This is a genomic window from Cupriavidus sp. SK-3 (assembly GCF_000611145.1).
Lineage (GTDB): Bacteria > Pseudomonadota > Gammaproteobacteria > Burkholderiales > Burkholderiaceae > Cupriavidus.
In genome coordinates this window covers 81,978-99,930 of record NZ_JFJV02000185.1, presented here as the reverse complement: position 1 = coordinate 99,930, position 17,953 = coordinate 81,978, and the positions used below count along the sequence as shown (strand labels likewise).

Here is a 17,953-nt window from a genome sequence, read left to right as displayed (position 1 = left end):
GCCGCTCAGCGATGGCGCGTATCCAGGCGTCCGTCGGTGAGCTTCCAGCGCACCACGCCTGGCAGGTTGATCAGGTCGCGGTCGTGGCAGATCATCACCACGGTGCGACCCTCGGCGGCCAGTTCGCGCACCAGTGCGATCACCTGTTCGCGCGCGTGGCCGTCCAGGCTGGCGGTGGGTTCGTCCAGCAGCAGCAAGTCGGGCTCGAGCACTTTGGCGCGTGCCAGCGCCACGCGCTGTATCTCGCCGCCGGACAGGCGTTCGGGCGCGGTGTCCTGCACATGCGCAATGCCGGCCCAGCCCAGCGCAGCCCCCACGCGCCGCCGGATCTCGTCGGCGTCCAGGCCGCGGGTTTTCAGGCCGTAGGCAATATTCTCCCGTACCGAGGTGCGAAACAGGTAGGGATGCTGGTGGAGATAGGCGATGCGCTGCCGCAGCGCCGCCGGCAGTGGATCGAGCGCCGCCTCGTGCGGCTGGCCGTTCGCATCGGTCCAGGACACTGTGGCACCGGGCGCGCGCTCCAGTCCCGCCACCATGCGCAGCAGCGTGGTCTTGCCGGCGCCGTTGACACCGGTCAGCACCACGGCGGCGGCGCGGGGAAAGGCCAGTTCACCGATGTCGAACAGACGCCGCGCGCCGACCTGCCGCCGCAGGCCGCGCACGGTCAGCACCGGGGGCAATTGCGCGGGAGGCAGCGCGCGTCCGTCGGGAGTCTGGCGTGCGGGCAGCGTGCTCATCGGCGAAATCCTCCCGCGCCTTGCAGCCACGCCAGCATCACATTCACCAGCAGTGCCAGCGCCACCAGTACGATGCCCAGCGCGATGCCCTGGGCAAATTCGCCTTTGCTGGTTTCCAGCGCGATGGCGGTGGTGATGGTTCGGGTAGCGCCTTCGATATTGCCGCCGATCATCAGCGCGGAGCCGACTTCGGCAATGACCCGCCCAAATCCGGCCACCAGCGCTGCCATCAGGCCAAAGCGCAGCTCGCGCAGCACCGTGAAGAAGGTCCGCCAGCGGCCAGCGCCCAGCACCCACGCCGTTTCACGCAGGCGCGCGTCCGCCCCCTGCAGGGTGGACAGGGCAAAGGCCAGCACCACCGGGAAGCCGATCACCGCCTGCCCGAAGACCATGCCGCTACGGGTGAACAACAATGAAAAATCGCCCAGCGGTCCCTGGCGGGTGAACAGCAGATACAGGATCAGCCCGACCAGCACGGTCGGGAAGGAAAGGAAGGCCTGCGCCACCACCACGACTACCCGGCGGCCGGGAAAATCGTGGGTGGCGATCAGGTAGGCCGCGCCGATGGCGGGCACGGTGGCGAGCGCCAGCCCCAGCACGGCCACCACCAGCGAGGTCCAGACGATGAACCACAAGGCGCCGTCGCCGCTGGCCAGCAGATGGAAGGCCGTAGCGGTGGCGGCACCGATCTCCATGTCCGGAGCCGGCCGGTCAGGCCGAGAAGGTGTGCTCGACGGCGGGGAAGCTGCCGTCCTTCACGGCCGCCACATAGGCACGTACCGCAGCCTCGATCGAGCTGGCGCCATCCATGAAATTGCGTACGAACTTGGCCTTGCGCCCTGGGTAGACGTTGATCATGTCCTGCAGTACCAGCACCTGGCCCGAGCAATCCGCGCCGGCGCCGATGCCGATGGTCGGGATGGTCAGCAAGCCGGTGACTACGCCAGCCACCGTTGCCGGCACCGCTTCCATCACGATCAGCTGGGCGCCCGCTGCCTGCAGCGCGAGCGCATCGCGCTTGAGCTGCGCGGCGCTCTCGTCGGTCTTGCCTTGTACCTTGAAGCCGCCCAGCGCGTGCACCGATTGCGGCGTCAGGCCGATGTGGGCGCACACCGGGATGCTGCGCTCGACCAGGAACTTGACGGTGGGCACGAGCCAGTCGCCGCCCTCCAGCTTGACCATGTGCGCGCCGGCCCGCATCAGCGCCACGGCGCTGGCGTAGGTGGCTTCCGGGGTGGGGTAGGTGCCGAACGGCAGGTCTGCCACCAGCAGGGCGCTCTGGTTGCCGCGCGCCACGCATTCGGTGTGATAGACCACGTGCTCCAGCGTCACGGGCAGCGTGGTCTGCTGGCCTTGCATGACATTGCCGAGGGAGTCGCCGACCAGCAGCACCTCGACCCCGCAGTAGTCGAGCAGCGCGGCGAAGCTGGAGTCGTACGCGGTCAGCATGGCGATTTTTTCGCCGGCGGCGCGCATGGCTTGCAGCCTGGGGATGGTGACAGTCTTGCGGGAGGGGTCGAGGAGGTAACTCATGACGTTGGGCCGGTAGAGAGACGGGAGTCGGGCCGGCCGCAATGCCGCAGTGCATCCAAGCTCAGTGCATCAGCGCATCTGCATCCTTGCGGCAAGGCTTTTGCCCCCTTCAGTTTGCTTCGCAGCGAGGTATGCGGCCCGATCTGGACGGGCGCTGGCTTCGCGGCAGCGACTGTTGTCGTTATGGTTAAGGCTGGCAGGCGGGAACCTGTCAGGGCGCAGCGAGATTGAGAAAGGCCTTGCGGCCACGCATGTTTTCGATGCGCGACAGTAGTGTACGGAAATCGGCGTCGTTGTCTACCGGGCTGAAGTGGGCCGTGTCGACGATCATCACCGGCGCTTCGTCGTAGCGATGGAACAGCTCGCCGTAGGCGTCGGACAGGCGCTCCAGGTAGGCTTCGTCGATGCTGGACTCGCCGGGCGCGTTGCGGCGCGCGATCCGCTCGCGCAGCAGGGCGGGCGAGGCCTGCAGCACGATGACCAGGTCCACGCGCTGGCCCTGGGCCGGCAGGCGCGCGGCAAGGGCGTCGTACAGCGCCAGTTCGTCCTCGGGCAAGGTCAGGCCGGCGTAGAGACGGCTCCTGGTGTAGAGGAAATCCGCCACCATGCGCTGTCCCGCCAGCAATGCCGCCTGCCAGGTTTGGAGCTGCTGCGCGCGCTGGTTCATCAGCGAAAGCTGCAGCGGCAGCGCGTAACGCGCGGGCTCGCGGTAATAGCGTTCGAGGAAGGGGTTTTCGCGTGCGGCGTCGAGCAGCTCGCCGGTGCGCAGGGTTTGCGCCAGGCGTTGCGCGAGCGCGGTCTTGCCGGCCCCGATGGGGCCTTCCACCACAATGCGGCGCAGGTGTTCGAGCATGGGCGGGTCCGGTCGGCTGATGCCAGGCTAAGAGGGCGGATGAAGCGGGGACGGCTGGCCTGGGCCGGTCATGGCATCAGGAAGCGTCGCGCGCATCCCGCTGCCGCGTGCATTGGCAGAACGAGACTTTCTCGACACGCTGCCCGCTGACCGCGGCCAGGTAATCCGCCGCGGGGCCAAGTCCCGGGATGACCAGGCCGGCATCCAGTTCGAGCAGGGGCACCAGCGTGAAGGCGCGTTCGGCCACGCGCGGATGCGGCACCACGAGCTTTTCGTCCTGGTGGATCTCGTCGCCGAACACCAGCAGGTCCAGGTCGAGGGTGCGCGGCGCGTTGCGGAATGGCCGTTCGCGCCCGAACTGGTCCTCGATGTGGTGGCAGATACGCAGCAGCTGCGCAGCGGTGAACGAGGTTTCCACCTTGACCACCGCGTTGTAATAGTCGCCGCCCGTCGCATCGACCGGAGCCGTGCGATAGAGCGATGATCTCGCCATCACCGTGATGCCGACCTGCTGCGCCAGGCATACGATGGCATCTTTCAGGGCTTGCCGGGCGTCGCCCAGGTTGGCTCCGATGCCGATAAAGGCAAGTGTCATTACGATTCCTCCGGCTGGACGCGTACCTTGCCGGCTTTCCGGTCTGCAGTGGAGCCGGAATCCGGGCTCGCGTCCAAATCACTCCGCGAAGAAACTGTATCCGATTTCCGCGGACTGCGCCTGCGGCGCTTCTTGCGCGCCGGAGCGCCGCCTTCGCCATCGTCGGCCGGCTCGCCGCCCTCGCTGCCGCCGCCGCCTTGCCTGCCACCACCGCGCACCGGGCGCACGGCATCGATCAGGTCCTCGCGGCCATGGCTATCGGCGTCCTGGAAATCCTGCCACCACTGCGCCAGCTCGGTTGGCTGCTCCCCGGACTGGCAGCGCAGGTAGAGGAAGTCGAACCCGGCGCGGAAGCGTGGCGATTCGATCAGGCGGAACGGCATGCGGCCCACGCGCTTCTCGAAGCGGGGCTGCATGCCCCAGATGTCCCGCATGTCGGTGACAAAGCGGCGCTGGATGGCGAGCTGGCCGGTCTGGCGCTCCAGCACATCGTCCATCGCGATATTGAGCGCGGCGATGGCGTGCTCGCCTTCCTCGCGCAGCGTGGTCCAGCGCTGCAGCACGTGGTGCCACAGCAGCGCGGCGAACAGGAAGCCCGGCGACACCGGCTTGCCGACCTGCACGCGCTGGTCGGTGTTATCCAGCGCCAGCTGCACGAAGCGCTGGCCCATCGGCTGCTCCAGCGCGACGTCCAGCAGCGGCAGCAGGCCGCGGTGCAGGCCGGCCTTGCGCAACTCCTGCAGCGAGGCCCATGCGTGGCCCGACATCAGCAGCTTGAGCATCTCGTCGAACAGGCGCGCGCTGGGCACGTTATGGATCAGCGAGGCGAGGTCGGCGATCGGCTGGCGGGTTTCCTCGTCGATGGTGAAACCGGTCTTGGCGGCGAAACGCACCACGCGCAGCATGCGGATGGGATCTTCGCGGTAGCGCGTGACCGGGTCGCCGATCATGCGCAGCGTGCGCGCGCGGATGTCTTCCATGCCGTGGTGGTAGTCATACACCGTCTGCTCGGCCGGATCGTAGTACATCGCATTGATGGTGAAGTCGCGGCGTTCCGCGTCTTCCGCCTGCGAGCCCCATACGTTGTCGCGCAGCACGCGTCCGGAGGCGTCGATAGCGTGGGTCTTGCTATCGAGCTCCGCGCGCTTGAGACGGCGCCCTTCGGGCAGGGTCTCGCTGGCGACCGCGTCCACCAGAGCGCGGAAGGTCGAGACCTCGATGATCTCCTGATCGCGCCCGCCGTAGAAGGTCACGTGCACGATCTGGAAGCGCCGGCCAATGATGCGCGAGCGGCGGAACAGCGCCTGCACCTGGTCGGGCGTGGCGTTGGTGGCGACGTCGAAGTCCTTGGGCTTGATGCCCAGCAACAGGTCGCGCACCGCGCCGCCGACGATAAAGGCCTGGTAGCCCGCCTGCTGCAGCGTGGAGGTGACCTTGATGGCGTTGCGCGAGATCAGCGACTGGTCGATCTGGTGTTCGGCATGCGCAACGATATTCGGCGTATGGGCGCGTCCGCCGCGGCGTTTGGCGGGGCGCTGCTGGGTGCCCGGCTTGCCGAGCAGCCGGTTGATTAGCTTCTTGATCACGTCAGAACAGATCCATGATGCGCCAGCCGGCCGCGGCGGCGTGGTGACGCAGGCGATCGTCCGGGTTGGCGGCGATCGGTTCGCTGACCTTTTCCAGTAGCGGCAGGTCGTTGGCCGAATCGCTGTAGAAGGTGGTGTTTTCGAAGGCATCCCATTGGGTGCCCATGCTCTTGAGCCAGGCTTCGACGCGGGCGATCTTGCCCTCGCGGAAGCATGGAGTGCCTGCGACTTCGCCGGTGAAGGCGCCGTCGGGCTTGCCATTGGCGGTGGCCGGCTCGGTGGCGACCAGGTGCTTGATGCCAAAGGCCGCCGCGATCGGGGCGGTGACGAAGCTGTTGGTGGCGGTGACTACCGCGCACAGGTCGCCGGCGTCGAGATGCTTGTAGACCAGCGCCCGCGCCTGCGGCGTCATCACCGGATCGATCACTTCCCGCATGAACTGACCCCGCCACGCTTCGAGCCGGTCGCGCGGGTTGGCCGCCAGCGGCGCCAGCGCGAAACGCAGGAAAGCCTGGATATCCAGGGTGCCAGCCTTGTAGTGGCCGTAGAACTCATCGTTCCTGCGGCGGTAGGATTCCTCGTCGACAGCGCCCAGGCGCACCAGGAAGCGGCCCCATTCGTGGTCGCTGTCGGTCGGGAGCAAGGTGTGGTCGAGGTCGAACAATGCCAGATTCATGGGCGGCGATTTTACATTAACGTGACTGTGGCCGTTTCTTTAACGTGACCGGCTGGCAACGAATACAAGCACGGGACATGCCAAGTGCCGTGCGCGCCGTGCCGGCAGCCCGCGCTCACTCCCGCAACTCGGCAAACATTTCCCGCAGCAGGGGCAGGGTGACGGCGCGCTTGCGCTCCAGCGAATAGGTGTCCAGCGCGTCCAGCAGCGCCATCAGGCTGGGCATGTCGCGGTATTTGCGCGTGACCAGCCAGTGCGGGATTTCCGGCGAAAGCTGCAGGCCGCGTTCGCGCGCAGCCTGCACCAGCGCCGTCATCTTGTCTTCGTCCGACAGCGGCGCGAGCTGGTAGACCAGGCCCCAGCCCAGCCGGGTGCGCAGGTCCTCGCGCACCGGCATGGCCAGCGGCGCCTGGCTGCCGGCCACCACGATGGCGGTGCGCACGTGGGCCCGGACCTCGTTGTAGAGCGAGAACACGGCGATCTGGCGCGCTTCGTCGAGCAGCTCCACATCGTCCACGGTGTAGAGCTGGCAGCTCGGGTCGAAGATGAAATCCGACAAGGCATGATGCGGGCTCAGGTAGCGGCAGCTGATGCCGGCCTGGTAGCCGCTGTCGCAGACCGCGTGCAGCAAATGGGTGCGGCCCGAGCCCACCTCGCCCCACAGGTAGATCAGGCGGTCGGCGGCGCGCTCCTGGGCCACCGCGGCGGCGAGGTCGTGCAGGCGTTGCACGGGCTCGCGGTTTGCGGCCACGAAAAAATTCTCGAAGGTCGACGGCGGCGGACTGCCAAGTTCAAGCGAAAGCTGCTTGGGGCGGGGAAACATGGCTTATCGGTTACTTGGGGTAAAGGTCAGCTATCGGGTAAACGCGTCGCGACAGTCCGGCGCTGACCACCTGGATGGCGCTGGCGGGAAGGCGGGAGGCTGCCAAAATTATCTTCATCGGTAAGGGCTGGGGGCAACACTTCATGACGCGGGACACCGGAAACTGGAAGCCGGAAGCCTGTATCCGTTAAAATTGCGATTCTACTGGACTCGCGGCCGCAAATCGCCGTCGTGAGCGCCGCATTACTCACTTCATACTCCAGGAAAAGCAGGTTCCCATGAGCGCATCCCCCACTTCCGGCCAGGCAGGCCTTTCCTACCGCGATGCCGGCGTCGATATCGACGCGGGCGACGCGCTCGTCGACCGCATCAAGCCGTTCGCCAAGCGCACCATGCGCGAGGGCGTGATGGCCGGCATCGGGGGCTTCGGCGCGCTCTTCGAACTGTCCAAGAAGTACAAGGAGCCGGTGCTGGTGTCCGGCACCGACGGCGTCGGCACCAAGCTCAAGCTGGCCTTCCAGCTTAACCGCCACGACACCGTGGGCCAGGACCTGGTGGCCATGAGCGTCAACGACATCCTGGTGCAGGGCGCCGAACCGCTGTTCTTCCTCGACTACTTTGCCTGCGGCAAGCTGGACGTGGATACCGCCGCTACCGTGATCCAGGGCATCGCCCAGGGCTGCGAGCTGTCCGGCTGCGCGCTGATCGGCGGCGAGACTGCCGAGATGCCGAGCATGTATCCCGACGGCGAATACGACCTGGCCGGCTTCGCGGTGGGCGCGGTCGAAAAGAGCCGCATCATCGACGGCAGCACCATCGTGCCGGGCGACGTGGTGCTGGGCCTGGCTTCGTCTGGCGCGCACTCCAACGGCTACTCGCTGGTGCGCAAGATCATCGAAGTGGCCAAGCCGGACCTGAACGCAGACTTCCACGGCCAGCGCCTGCAGGACGCCATCATGGCGCCCACCCGCATCTACGTGAAGCCGCTGTTGTCGCTGATCGAGACGCTGCCGGTCAAGGGCATGGCCCACATCACCGGCGGCGGCCTGACCGAAAACGTGCCGCGCGTGCTGGCGCAGGGCGTGACCGCCGTGCTGCAGCGCGACGCCTGGACCCTGCCGCCGCTGTTCCAGTGGCTGCAGGCGCAAGGCAACGTGGCCGACGACGAAATGCACCGCGTGTTCAATTGCGGCATCGGCATGGTGGTGATCGTTGCCAAGGAAGACGCCGACCGCGCCATCCGCCATCTGCAGGCAGCTGGTGAAACCGTGTGGCAGATCGGCGAGATCCGCGAGCGCGAAGAAGGCCAGGCGCAGACCATCGTGGTCTGAGCGGTCCGCTTCCAACGCAAAACGGCACATGCTTGCGCATGTGCCGTTTTTGTTTGCGCGGGGCGCAGTGGCGGCCTTACCCGGCCGCGCCCAGCTTCGTCAGCGCCTCCCCTGTAACCCGGCAAATCCGCCAATCCGGCATCACGTCCGCTCCCATCGCGCGGTAAAACTCGATCGACGGCGTGTTCCAGTCCAGCACGCTCCATTCGAAGCGGCCGCAGCCGCGTTCCACCGCCAGCGCCGCAAGATGCTTGAGCAACATCTTGCCCAGTCCGTGGCCACGCCAGGCCGGATCGACATAAAGGTCTTCCAGATACAGCCCGGGCTTGGCCAGGAAAGTCGAGAAGTTGTGGAAGAACAAGGCAAAGCCCACCGCCTTCGCGCCTTGCGCGCCCGGCACCTCCACCAGCACGGCCTCGGCATGCGGGCGCGCGCCGAACAGGGCTTCGCGCAGTTTTTCCGGCGTGGCTTCGACCAGGTGGGTGAGTTTCTCGTATTCGGCCAGTCCCGTGATCAGCGCGAGCAAGCTCTCGCAGTCGTCAGGCGTGGCGGGGCGCAGTACGAAATCGGTAGTGGGCATGGCGGGTTTGACGCATCGGCAGGTAATAAAGGGCGATTATCGCCTACTCGTCACATCTGGCCTAGGCCTGCCCAATCCTTGCCAGCCGTGCCACCTGTGCGACGTAATCCGTCGCCAGGCAGTCCACCACTTCGCGCTCGGGCGTGCTGCGCAGCCAGGTGAGCTGGCGCTTGCAGAGCTGGCGCGTAGCCGCCAGGCCGCGTTCGCGCATGGTGGCGAAGTCGGTTTCGCCATCCAGGTACTCCCACACCTGGCGGTAGCCTACGCAGCGGATGGACGGCAGCGTTGGCTGCAGGTCGCCGCGCGCGCGCAGCCGTTCCACTTCCTCGATAAAGCCGCCGGCCAGCATGGCGTCATAGCGGGCGGCGATGCGCGCGTGCAGCACAGCGCGGTCGGACGGCTCCAGCGCGATCACGCGATAGCGGCGGTCGGCGGCGCCGGCAAAAGTGCGTTCGTCGGCTTGCCGCGCCAGCAGCGCCGACATCGGTTGCCCGGACAGCCGGTGGATCTCCAGCGCGCGCTGGATGCGCTGGGCATCGTTGGGCGCCAGCCGTGCCGCGGTCACCGGGTCGACTTCGGCCAGCATGGCGTGCAGCAGCGGCCAGCCGCGCTCGGCGGCCAGCGCGTCGAGTTCCGCGCGCAGCGCCGGGTCGGCTTGCGGCAGGTCGTTCAGGCCCTGGGTCAGGGCCTTGTAGTACAGCATGGTCCCGCCGACAATCAGCGGCTCGCGGCCGCGCGCGCGGATCTCGCCGATCAGGCGTTCGGCATCGGTGACGAACTGGGCGGCGGAGTAACTGTCTGCCGGGTCGATGATGTCGATCAGGTGGTGCGGCACCGCGGCGAGCTCGGCGGGCGAGGGCTTGGCGGTGCCGATGTCCATCTCGCGGTAGACCAGCGCCGAGTCCAGGCTGATGATCTCGATCGGGGCTTGCGCCGCCAGCGCCAGCGCGGCGGCGGTCTTGCCGGAGGCGGTTGGGCCGAGCAGGCAGACCACGGGCGGGAGGTCTGCGCCGAGGCTGGCGGGAGCTGGTGCGGCGTTCAAGGCGGAGGGAACCGGGTTGGCGGAACTGGCGGCGGGCTGCGACACGGCAGTCTATTGGCCGCGCAAGAACAGGCGGTCGAGTTCGGCCACCGACAACTGCACCCAGGTGGGCCGTCCATGGTTGCACTGGTCGGCGCGCTCGGTCTGTTCCATCTGGCGCAGCAGCGCGTTCATCTCTTCCAGCGTGAGCTTGCGGTTGGCGCGCACCGCGCTGTGGCAGGCCAGGGTGGCGAGCAGTTCGTTCTGGCGTTCGACCAGCACGCGCGAGCCGCCGAAGGCGTGCAGGTCGCGCAGCACGTCGCGCGCCAGGGCTTCGGTGTCGGCCTGCTTGAGCAGGGACGGGATGGCGCGGATCGCCAGCGTGGTGGGTGAGACCTGCGCGATGTCGAAGCCGAGCAGGGTGAGGGTTTCCTGGTGCTCCTCGGCAGTGCCGATCTCCACCGGGCTGGCCGTCAGCGTGACCGGGATCAGCAGCGACTGCACCGCCAGTTCACGCGTTTCCAGCGCGGTCTTGATCTGCTCGTACAGGATGCGCTCGTGGGCGGCGTGCATATCCACCAGCACCAGGCCGCGCGCGTTCTGCGCCAGTACATAGATACCGTGCAGCTGCGCGATGGCATAGCCCAGCGGGCTGGCATCGTCCTCGGTGAATTCCTGCCCTGGAAGCTGCTCGAGCAGGCCAGGCGGGTCGTTCTCGCGGGCGGCCTGCGCATCGGCCAGCCAGGCCGGGGGCGTGCTGGCAGGGCCGGCGGAGGCGCGCGAAAATCCGTTGCCCGGCTGGATCGCATCGCGGACCATGCCGAGGTAGGCCTGGCGGGGCTGGGCAACGCCGAGTTCGGTCTGGCGCGCGGCGGCCGTATAGTCCACCCACGGGCGCGGGCTGGCGCCACCACCACCCATGCTGCCGCTCCTGCCTGATCCACCGAAGCCGCCGGAGGCTCCGGAACCGCCGCCAATGCCGCGCGCGCCCGGGAAACCGCCGGGGCCGCCAAGGCGTTCCCCTGCGGCAGTATCGTCCATATCGGACGCGGTATGCAGGCTGTCGCCCTGTTCGCCCGCCTGGCGCGCCAGGCAGCGCTGCACGGCGTGGTAGACGAACTGGTGCACCGCGCGCGATTCACGGAAACGCACTTCGATCTTGGACGGGTGCACGTTGACATCCACCATCTCGGGCGGCAGGTCCATGCACAGCACGTAGGACGGGAAGCGGTCGCCGTGCAGCACGTCCTGGTAGGCGCTGCGCACGGCGTGGGTGAGCAGCTTGTCGCGGACGTAGCGGCCGTTGACGAAGAAGAACTGCTGGTCGGGACGCCCGCGCGAGGCGGTGGGCAGCCCGGCAAATCCGTACAGGTGCAGGTTGCCGGCTTCCTCATCCAGGGGCAGGCGGGCGTTGGCGAAGTCGGCGCCGAGCACCTGGCCCGTGCGCGTGGCGACATCACCGGCATTCCAGTGCTCCATCGGCTTGCCATTGTGATGGACCGAGATGGCCACGTCCGGCCGCGCCAGCGCCGCGCGCCGCACCATCTCCAGGCAATGGCCGAACTCGGTTTGTTCCGATTTGAGGAACTTTCGGCGCGCTGGCGTGTTGAAGTAAAGGTGCTGCACGTCGACGGTGGTGCCCACGCCGCCGGACGCGGGCTGCACTTCGCCGGTGTCGGCGATGACCTGCGTCGCATGCGAATCGCTGGCGGTGCGGCTGGTCAGGGTCAATTCGGAAACCGAAGCGATCGAAGCCAGCGCCTCGCCGCGAAAGCCCAGCGTGAGCACCGATTCGAGTTCGTCCAGCGAGGCGATCTTGCTGGTGGCGTGGCGCATCAGTGCGACCGGCAGTTCGGCGGCAGGGATACCGCAGCCGTTGTCCGCGATCACGATGCGCCGCACTCCGCCCTCTTCCAGCCGGATATTAAGCTGGGTGGCGCCGGCGTCCAGCGCGTTCTCAAGCAGTTCCTTGACCACCGAGGCGGGGCGTTCCACCACCTCGCCGGCCGCGATCTGGCTGATCAGCTGGTCGGGCAGGGGGCGGATGGGACGGGGCGGCTGGGCGGGGCGCGGGTCTAGGGCAGGCATGGGCGGAATTATACGTGGGTGCGCCGCTGGCCCGGGCGCGTGGGAGAAGCACATTGCGGCCGGATCAGGTGACTTGGGCGTCGGTCCGGTCTTGTATGATGTCGTCTAAATTCAGAACGGGGATCGAATTGGATATCGTATTGCAGTTTCTCGACATGCTGCTGCACGTCGACAAATACCTTGGCACCGTCATCGAGAACTACGGTGCGTGGGTCTATGCCATCCTCTTTGCCATTGTCTTCGCGGAGACAGGCCTGGTGGTGTTGCCTTTCCTGCCGGGCGATTCGCTGCTCTTCATCGCCGGCGCCTTTTGCGCCACGCATGCGATGAATGAGTGGGCACTGGTCGGCCTGCTGCTGGTGGCGGCGATTGGCGGCAATACGGTCAACTACCTGGTGGGAAGCTGGGTCGGCCCGAAGGTGTTCGACGGCCATTGGCGCTTCCTGGACCAGCAGGCATTGCGCAAGACCCACGATTTCTACGAGCGCCACGGTGGCAAGACGCTGGTCATGGCCCGTTTCCTGCCGATCGTGCGTACTTTCGCGCCGTTCGTCGCCGGCGTGTCGCAGATGACGTTCGCCAAGTTCCAGATGTTCAACGTGATTGGTGCGATGGCCTGGGTCCTGGGCCTGGTGTTTGCCGGCTATTTCTTCGGCAACCTGCCGTTCATCAAGCAATACCTGAACCTGATCGTGCTGGCTGGCATCGGCGCGGCGGTCGTGCCGCTGGTGCTGGGCGGGTTGTGGAAGCTTGTGCGGGGCGCCAGGCGCCGCCCTTCCTGAGCGGCGGGGCAGGCCGGGGCCTGCCCCTGCCCCTGCCCGGGCTTCAGTTCACGCTGCGGCTCATCATGCGCAACGCTGGCATGCGGTCGCGGATCTGGGTGGTATCGGCCGCATCCGGGCGCGCCATCACGTAGGCTTCCAGGTCGGCCAGCGCCGGCCGGAAGCACTCCAGGTTGGCATAGGCCAGGCCGCGGTCCCGCACTTCCTCGATCGAGCCTGGCAACAAGATCACCAGGCGGTTCTGTACCGCCAGCAAGCGCTGCCAGCGCGATTCCTGCAGATAGATCGACTTGAGATTGCGCAGCACGCGCGCCACGATCTCGCGGTGGCTCGCCACCTGCAGGAACAGGCCCAGCGGCACCTCGTTGGGGTCTGCGATGCCCTCGCGCTCCAGGTGCGGGTCGAGCATCTCCTGCAACTGCTCCTTCGACAGCGTCTCGCCGGTGAGCGGGTCCACCACCACCTCGCCGGCGGGAATCGACATCCGCACCAGGAAATGGTTGGGGAAGGACACGCCCTTGAGCGGCAGGCCGATATGCTGGCCCAACTCCATATAGAGCACCGCCAGCGAGATCGGGATGCCGCGCCGCTGCTTGAGCACGACGTTCAGGTAGGAGTTGTCGGGATCGTAATAGTCGTTCGCGTTGGCGCCGAAACCCAGGTCGCGGTAGAAGAAATGGTTGAGCAGGCGCATGCGCTGGATGGCCGGCGTGCCTTCGGCGATCCGACGCTTCAGGCGTACCGCGAGCATGTCGAGCATGGCCAGTTCGGCTTGCAGGTCCAGGTCCGGGTAGGCGTCCTGGGCGATCGAGAGCACCGTCTCGGTAAGCGGGATACCGTCCTCGTCCGCCACGAGACTGGCAAAGTATTCCAGGACTTTCGTGGTTGTCATTGCGGCTTTCCTGAATGCGGCCTGGCGGCTGTTCGAGATCGAAACTGGCGGCATGGCTGGCGTTCCCGGACGGTGCATAGGCATCGTCCGCGTCCGCCTGCCTGCTGGGCAGAACCGCTTCGTCTCATTCTGACACAACCTCAGTTGCCTTGACCCTGCACCGCGCGCTGCCGCAGCCCTTGCGCCGCGCTGGCGCGACTGGCTGGATTGGCAGGCGGGGGCCTCTTAGCCGGCTCTCCGCTTGAAAGCGGAGTATCTCAGCCCCATGAGCCACAGTGTACCGAAGTAGACGACCGCCGCAAGTACCAGGCACGAGGCCAGCAGCGCGATGCGCAGCAACGGCGTGGCGCCCAGGCCGACCCAGTCGAAGTTGCGGGCGAACCAGAGCAGCATGCCGGCCAGCAGTGTCACGGCGGTCAGCAACTGGGCAAGGAACAGCCACCAGCCCTTGGCCGGCTTGTAGAAGCCGCGCCTGCGCAGTCCCAGGAACAGCAGCAGGGCGTTGACAGTGGCGCCGAAGCTGATCGAGAGCGCAAGGCCGGCGTGGCCGAGGCGCGGCACGAAGACGTAGTTGGACAACTGCGTGATCACCAGCACCAGCAAGGCGATCTTGACCGGGGTGCGGATGTCCTGGCGGGCATAGAAGCCCGGCGCCAGGATCTTGATCAGGATCAGGCCGAGCAGGCCGGTGCCGTAGGAAACCAGCGCCTGCCGGGTCATCTCCACCGCATGGGCGTCGAACTTGCCATAGTTGAACAGCACCGCGGTCAGCGGTGCGCCAAAGACGAACAGTCCGACCGCGCACGGCACGGCCAGCAGGAAGGTCAGGCGCAGGCCCCAGTCGAGCAGGCCGGAGTATTCGGCCCGGTTGTCCTCGGCGCTGGCTTTCGACAGGCTCGGCAGCAGGATGGTGCCCAGCGCCACGCCCAGCAGCGCCGTCGGGAATTCCATCAGGCGGTCGGCGTAGGTCAGGTAGGACACGCTGCCGGCGGCCAGGCGGGAGGCAATGTTGGTATTGATGATCAGGCTGATCTGAGCCACCGAGACCGCCAGCAGCGCCGGTGCCATCTGCCGCATGACGCGGCGCACGCCTGGTTCGGCCCAGGCCGCGCGCAGGTTGAAGCGCAGGCGCGGCATCACGCCCAGCCGCCGGAGCGCCGGAATCTGCACCGCCAGTTGCAGGATGCCGCCCACCAGCACCCCCCAGGCCTGCGCGTAGATCGGCTGCGCCATATGCGGGCCGACGAACAGCGCGGCTACGATCAGGCAGAGATTGAGCAGCACCGGCGTGAAGGCGGGCATGGCGAAGCGGCGCCAAGTATTGAGGATGCCGGAAGCCAGCGCCACCAGCGAGATCAGGCCGATGTAGGGAAACATCACGCGGGTCATGAAGACCGCGGCGTCGTAGGTCTCGCCGCCATGCTGGCGGAAGCCCGTGGCGACCACCATCATCACGAGCGGGGCGCCGATCACGCCGAGTAGCGAGACGCCCATCAGGACCCAGGTCATGACCGTGGCAACCGAGTCGATCAGCGCACGGGTCTCGGCCTCGCCGCGCTTGCTATGGTATTCGCCCAGGATCGGCACGAAGGCTTGCGAGAATGCGCCTTCGCCGAAGATGCGGCGCAGCAGGTTGGGAATGCGGAACGCCACGTTGAAGGCGTCGGTCATGTCCGAAGCGCCAAAGGCACGGGCGATCAGGATCTCGCGGATAAGGCCGGTGATGCGCGACAGCATCGTCAGGCTGCTGATGGTGGCGAGCGCTTTGAGCAGGTTCAAGATCGGTCGGCGGCAAAGGGAAGGCGGCGGCAGCTTGGATCGGACCGCCGGTGCGAACCGGGTTCAGACGTCGGGCACGCCCCAAAGTTGCATCGAGGCCACGCAGGGCGGGCCGGTGTGGCGCGTATTATACGGTTCGGCCTCGCCGGCGCCCGTATATTGGCCTTTGCGTCACCCCGTCCCACATGGGTCGTGGCTCGGCTTGCCAGCCGCTTTTTCTTGTGTGTATAATTGCCGATTCACAAGGCTAGTTGCGTTCCGGATTCGTGTGCCAGTGCATCCCGGGTCGCTTGATGTGCACTTAATTGTGTCCGCGGTTTGCTCCGTCCTTCCGCTGGGCACGCATCTGAATTCAGGAAATCTACTTAAATGGCAAATTCCGCACAAGCTCGCAAGCGCGCGCGCCAGGCCGTCGCCCAGAACGCCCACAACTCCAGCCTGCGTTCGCGTCTGCGTACCGCTGTCAAGGCTGTCCGCAAGGCTATCGAAGCCGGCGACAAGGCTGCTGCAGCCGAGATCTTCAAGAACTCGCAATCGATCATCGACGCTATCGCCGACAAGAAGATCGTGCACAAGAACAAGGCTGCACGCCACAAGTCGCGCCTGTCGTCCGCCATCAAGTCGATGGCTGCCTGATAGCAGTTGCCGGCGCCGGGCCAAGTGCCAGGCGCCTTCCGGCGGCATGCCGGGCATTTTGCTTTACCGCGTCGCTTCGGTGGCTGTCGGGGGCTTGGCCTGGTAGTCCGTTGGTGGGGTGCGTCGTCTAGCGACGATTTACCCGAAAAAAGCTCGTCATCCGACGAGCTTTTTTTGTTTTCTGCTTTGGCCTGCGCGTTACCGGTGCTGCCGGTGTGGGAGGGCCGCGGTGCAGCCGCGGCATGCAGTGGTGCGGGCTTACTCCAGTGAGCAGGCTTCGACCAGTTGCAGGTTGTTGTCGCGGGCGAAATTAAGGACGAAGTCGAGCGCCTTGGGCTCGATGTCGCGCAGCCGCGCATCGACCACCACGCTTTTCACGCCGCCCGCGATCATGGGCCGCACGTAAGGCGAATAGGTGATGCGGGGATCGCCGGTGTCGCCTTCGGGACGGAATTGCGCCATCACGCCGCACAGCCGTTCAGCCCAGTCGCTTGGACGGAAGGTCTTGCCTTCCTTGGTGATGCCTTGGATGAAATATTCGCGAACTGTGGGATTCATTGGACTGCGGGGATAGTACGGTTGACTCGACGGTAAACCCGCCAGACTGACCAAACGGGAGCCCGTTTGACGCGGCCAGGAAACAATTGGTTCGTTTCATTCCAGGCCATGGCGGCGGGGCGTCGGTGTCGGCGGGGGCACTTTTGATGCCGGCAGCGGGCGGTGGCATGGATATGCCGGGCCCCGCGTGAATCAGCCAGTATTATATCTTATATAAGACTCGCGCATAAGCCTCCGTGCCGTGCGGCACGCGGCCCGCGCTCGCCAAAGCCACAATAATCCCTTATGATTCTTACAGTTAAATTGCGTAAGCGACGCGAAAGGCGGCTCCGCGGCACGGTCAGGTCATGAACCCTTCATGGCGGCCAAGCCACCACCGAGCCGCCTTCTTTGTTTTATGAGCCCAACTTCGATCAAGCATTACCTCCAGTTCAGCGATCTGACTCCCGACGAGTACGAGTACCTGCTGGACCGCGCACGGATTCTGAAGACCAAGTTCAAGAACTACGAGACATGGCATCCGCTGCACGACCGCACGCTGTCCATGATCTTCGAGAAAAACTCGACTCGTACGCGCTTGTCGTTCGAGGCCGGCATCCACCAGCTGGGTGGCCATGCCGTCTTCCTCAATACCCGCGACTCGCAGCTCGGGCGCGGCGAGCCGATCGAAGACGCGGCGCAGGTGATCTCGCGCATGGTCGACATCATCATGATCCGCACCTTCGGCCAGGACATCATCGAGCGTTTCGCCGCGCATTCGCGGGTGCCAGTGATCAACGGGCTGACCAACGAATACCATCCCTGCCAGGTGCTGGCCGACGTCTTCACCTATATCGAGCAGCGTGGCAGCATCCGCGGCAAGACGGTGGCCTGGATCGGCGACGCCAACAATATGGCCTACACCTGGATCCAGGCGGCCGAGCGGCTCGGCTTTACTTTCCACTTCTCGGCGCCTCCCGGCTACCAGCTCGACCCGGCCATGGTGCCGGCGTCGGCCGCGCATCTGGTCAAGGTGTTCGACGATCCGCTGACCGCCTGCCAGGGCGCGGACCTGGTCACCACCGATGTGTGGACCAGCATGGGCTATGAAGCCGAGAACGACGCGCGCAAGCGCGCCTTCCAGAACTGGATGGTGACCACCGCCATGATGGATCGCGCCAACCCCGACGCGCTCTTCATGCACTGCCTGCCGGCGCACCGCGGCGAGGAAGTCGAGGCGGCTGTCATCGACGGCCCGAAGAGCGTGGTGTGGGAAGAGGCCGAGAACCGCCTGCACGTGCAGAAGGCCCTGATGGAATTCCTGCTCTGCGGGCGCTACTGATCCTGGGCGTACCGCGCCAAGTTTGGCGCACATGCGGCACGCCAACCCGGTGCCAGAAGGCTGGCTGAGCGCTGGATGAAGGCAGCAAGTGCCGCCCAAGCCGGGGCGGACGTGTCAAAATAGCGGTTTTTCCGCATTCCTTTTCGCGTGACCGGCGTTAAC

General features: G+C 66.2%; 18 protein-coding genes. 4 read left to right on the top strand and 14 right to left on the bottom strand.

From position 1 onward, the window contains the following. Positions 1–5: 5 nt before the first annotated feature. The 8 genes from CF70_RS18020 to hda form a co-directional block, all read right to left on the bottom strand. Complete coding sequence (locus CF70_RS18020; RefSeq protein ID WP_081862228.1) at positions 6–737, bottom strand: energy-coupling factor ABC transporter ATP-binding protein; 732 nt, start codon at positions 735–737, stop codon at positions 6–8. Beyond that, positions 734–1,432 carry an ABC transporter permease gene (locus tag CF70_RS18015; RefSeq protein WP_035867436.1) on the bottom strand — a complete coding sequence of 233 codons (699 nt, stop codon included), beginning with the start codon at positions 1,430–1,432 and terminating at the stop codon, positions 734–736. The genes CF70_RS18020 and CF70_RS18015 overlap by 4 nt, the downstream gene beginning before the upstream one ends. A 16-nt stretch (positions 1,433–1,448) precedes the next feature. Next, positions 1,449–2,270 carry a 3-methyl-2-oxobutanoate hydroxymethyltransferase gene (gene panB / locus CF70_RS18010; protein WP_035867435.1) on the bottom strand — a complete coding sequence of 274 codons (822 nt, stop codon included), beginning with the start codon at positions 2,268–2,270 and terminating at the stop codon, positions 1,449–1,451. Between the two features lie 211 nt (positions 2,271–2,481). Further along, entirely contained in the window at positions 2,482–3,123 is a 642-nt protein-coding gene (locus CF70_RS18005; RefSeq protein WP_035867433.1) for a deoxynucleoside kinase, read from the bottom strand. Positions 3,124–3,199: 76 nt separating this feature from the next. Further along, complete coding sequence (gene folK / locus CF70_RS18000) at positions 3,200–3,718, bottom strand: 2-amino-4-hydroxy-6-hydroxymethyldihydropteridine diphosphokinase (RefSeq protein ID WP_035867429.1); 519 nt, start codon at positions 3,716–3,718, stop codon at positions 3,200–3,202. After that, a complete protein-coding gene (pcnB, locus tag CF70_RS17995) occupies positions 3,718–5,304 on the bottom strand; it encodes a polynucleotide adenylyltransferase PcnB (protein ID WP_035867427.1) in 1,587 nt (528 codons plus the stop codon). The genes folK and pcnB overlap by 1 nt, the downstream gene beginning before the upstream one ends. Before the next feature lies 1 nt (position 5,305). Continuing rightward, a complete protein-coding gene (locus tag CF70_RS17990; RefSeq protein WP_035867425.1) occupies positions 5,306–5,980 on the bottom strand; it encodes an HAD family hydrolase in 675 nt (224 codons plus the stop codon). A 115-nt stretch (positions 5,981–6,095) separates the two neighbouring features. Then, the gene (gene hda / locus CF70_RS17985) at positions 6,096–6,803 is read right to left on the bottom strand and encodes a DnaA regulatory inactivator Hda (RefSeq protein WP_035867422.1); all 708 of its coding nucleotides are present in this window, start codon (positions 6,801–6,803) and stop codon (positions 6,096–6,098) included. A gap of 278 nt (positions 6,804–7,081) precedes the next feature. On the opposite strand from hda, the gene purM reads away from it, so the two are divergent. Then, positions 7,082–8,134 (top strand): phosphoribosylformylglycinamidine cyclo-ligase, encoded by a 1,053-nt coding sequence (gene purM / locus CF70_RS17980; RefSeq protein ID WP_035867420.1) that lies wholly within the window; start codon positions 7,082–7,084, stop codon positions 8,132–8,134. A gap of 76 nt (positions 8,135–8,210) precedes the next feature. Here the strand turns inward: purM and CF70_RS17975 are convergent, their stop codons facing one another. The 3 genes from CF70_RS17975 to mutL form a co-directional block, all read right to left on the bottom strand. Then, on the bottom strand, positions 8,211–8,714 hold the full coding sequence (locus CF70_RS17975) for a GNAT family N-acetyltransferase (RefSeq protein WP_035867419.1): 504 nt from the start codon (positions 8,712–8,714) through the stop codon (positions 8,211–8,213). Between the two features lie 61 nt (positions 8,715–8,775). Beyond that, positions 8,776–9,756, bottom strand: a complete 981-nt coding sequence (gene miaA, locus CF70_RS17970) for a tRNA (adenosine(37)-N6)-dimethylallyltransferase MiaA (protein WP_051648636.1) — start codon at positions 9,754–9,756, stop codon at positions 8,776–8,778. A 51-nt stretch (positions 9,757–9,807) separates the two neighbouring features. Then, the gene (mutL, locus tag CF70_RS17965) at positions 9,808–11,823 is read right to left on the bottom strand and encodes a DNA mismatch repair endonuclease MutL (protein WP_035867414.1); all 2,016 of its coding nucleotides are present in this window, start codon (positions 11,821–11,823) and stop codon (positions 9,808–9,810) included. 140 nt (positions 11,824–11,963) lie between these two features. On the opposite strand from mutL, the gene CF70_RS17960 reads away from it, so the two are divergent. Next, complete coding sequence (locus tag CF70_RS17960; protein WP_035867412.1) at positions 11,964–12,605, top strand: VTT domain-containing protein; 642 nt, start codon at positions 11,964–11,966, stop codon at positions 12,603–12,605. A gap of 43 nt (positions 12,606–12,648) precedes the next feature. Here the strand turns inward: CF70_RS17960 and CF70_RS17955 are convergent, their stop codons facing one another. Both CF70_RS17955 and murJ read right to left on the bottom strand, forming a co-directional pair. After that, positions 12,649–13,497, bottom strand: coding sequence for a SirB1 family protein (locus tag CF70_RS17955; RefSeq protein WP_035867410.1), 849 nt, complete (start codon positions 13,495–13,497; stop codon positions 12,649–12,651). A gap of 225 nt (positions 13,498–13,722) precedes the next feature. After that, the gene (gene murJ, locus CF70_RS17950) at positions 13,723–15,276 is read right to left on the bottom strand and encodes a murein biosynthesis integral membrane protein MurJ (RefSeq protein WP_035867406.1); all 1,554 of its coding nucleotides are present in this window, start codon (positions 15,274–15,276) and stop codon (positions 13,723–13,725) included. 369 nt (positions 15,277–15,645) lie between these two features. Here murJ and rpsT point away from each other — a divergent pair, with 369 nt between their 5' ends. Next, a complete protein-coding gene (gene rpsT / locus CF70_RS17945) occupies positions 15,646–15,912 on the top strand; it encodes a 30S ribosomal protein S20 (RefSeq protein ID WP_006157537.1) in 267 nt (88 codons plus the stop codon). Positions 15,913–16,170: 258 nt separating this feature from the next. On the opposite strand, the gene CF70_RS17940 is transcribed toward rpsT, so the two are convergent. Further along, positions 16,171–16,470 (bottom strand): DUF3579 domain-containing protein, encoded by a 300-nt coding sequence (locus CF70_RS17940; RefSeq protein WP_035867403.1) that lies wholly within the window; start codon positions 16,468–16,470, stop codon positions 16,171–16,173. 397 nt (positions 16,471–16,867) lie between these two features. Here CF70_RS17940 and argF point away from each other — a divergent pair, with 397 nt between their 5' ends. Then, positions 16,868–17,791: an ornithine carbamoyltransferase gene (gene argF, locus CF70_RS17935; RefSeq protein ID WP_035867400.1), complete on the top strand. Its 924-nt coding sequence runs from the start codon at positions 16,868–16,870 to the stop codon at positions 17,789–17,791. Positions 17,792–17,953: the final 162 nt, after the last annotated feature.

Bases quoted from the DNA above. Each gene is read 5' to 3' on its own strand.
- CF70_RS18020 (WP_081862228.1), bottom strand. From the start codon at position 737: ATGAGCACGCTGCCCGCACGCCAGACTCCCGACGGACGCGCGCTGCCT.
- CF70_RS18015 (WP_035867436.1), bottom strand. From the start codon at position 1,432: ATGGAGATCGGTGCCGCCACCGCTACGGCCTTCCATCTGCTGGCCAGC.
- panB (WP_035867435.1), bottom strand. From the start codon at position 2,270: ATGAGTTACCTCCTCGACCCCTCCCGCAAGACTGTCACCATCCCCAGG.
- CF70_RS18005 (WP_035867433.1), bottom strand. From the start codon at position 3,123: ATGCTCGAACACCTGCGCCGCATTGTGGTGGAAGGCCCCATCGGGGCC.
- folK (WP_035867429.1), bottom strand. From the start codon at position 3,718: ATGACACTTGCCTTTATCGGCATCGGAGCCAACCTGGGCGACGCCCGG.
- CF70_RS17990 (WP_035867425.1), bottom strand. From the start codon at position 5,980: ATGAATCTGGCATTGTTCGACCTCGACCACACCTTGCTCCCGACCGAC.
- hda (WP_035867422.1), bottom strand. From the start codon at position 6,803: ATGTTTCCCCGCCCCAAGCAGCTTTCGCTTGAACTTGGCAGTCCGCCG.
- purM (WP_035867420.1), top strand. From the start codon at position 7,082: ATGAGCGCATCCCCCACTTCCGGCCAGGCAGGCCTTTCCTACCGCGAT.
- CF70_RS17975 (WP_035867419.1), bottom strand. From the start codon at position 8,714: ATGCCCACTACCGATTTCGTACTGCGCCCCGCCACGCCTGACGACTGC.
- mutL (WP_035867414.1), bottom strand. From the start codon at position 11,823: ATGCCTGCCCTAGACCCGCGCCCCGCCCAGCCGCCCCGTCCCATCCGC.
- CF70_RS17955 (WP_035867410.1), bottom strand. From the start codon at position 13,497: ATGACAACCACGAAAGTCCTGGAATACTTTGCCAGTCTCGTGGCGGAC.
- rpsT (WP_006157537.1), top strand. From the start codon at position 15,646: ATGGCAAATTCCGCACAAGCTCGCAAGCGCGCGCGCCAGGCCGTCGCC.
- CF70_RS17940 (WP_035867403.1), bottom strand. From the start codon at position 16,470: ATGAATCCCACAGTTCGCGAATATTTCATCCAAGGCATCACCAAGGAA.
- argF (WP_035867400.1), top strand. From the start codon at position 16,868: ATGAGCCCAACTTCGATCAAGCATTACCTCCAGTTCAGCGATCTGACT.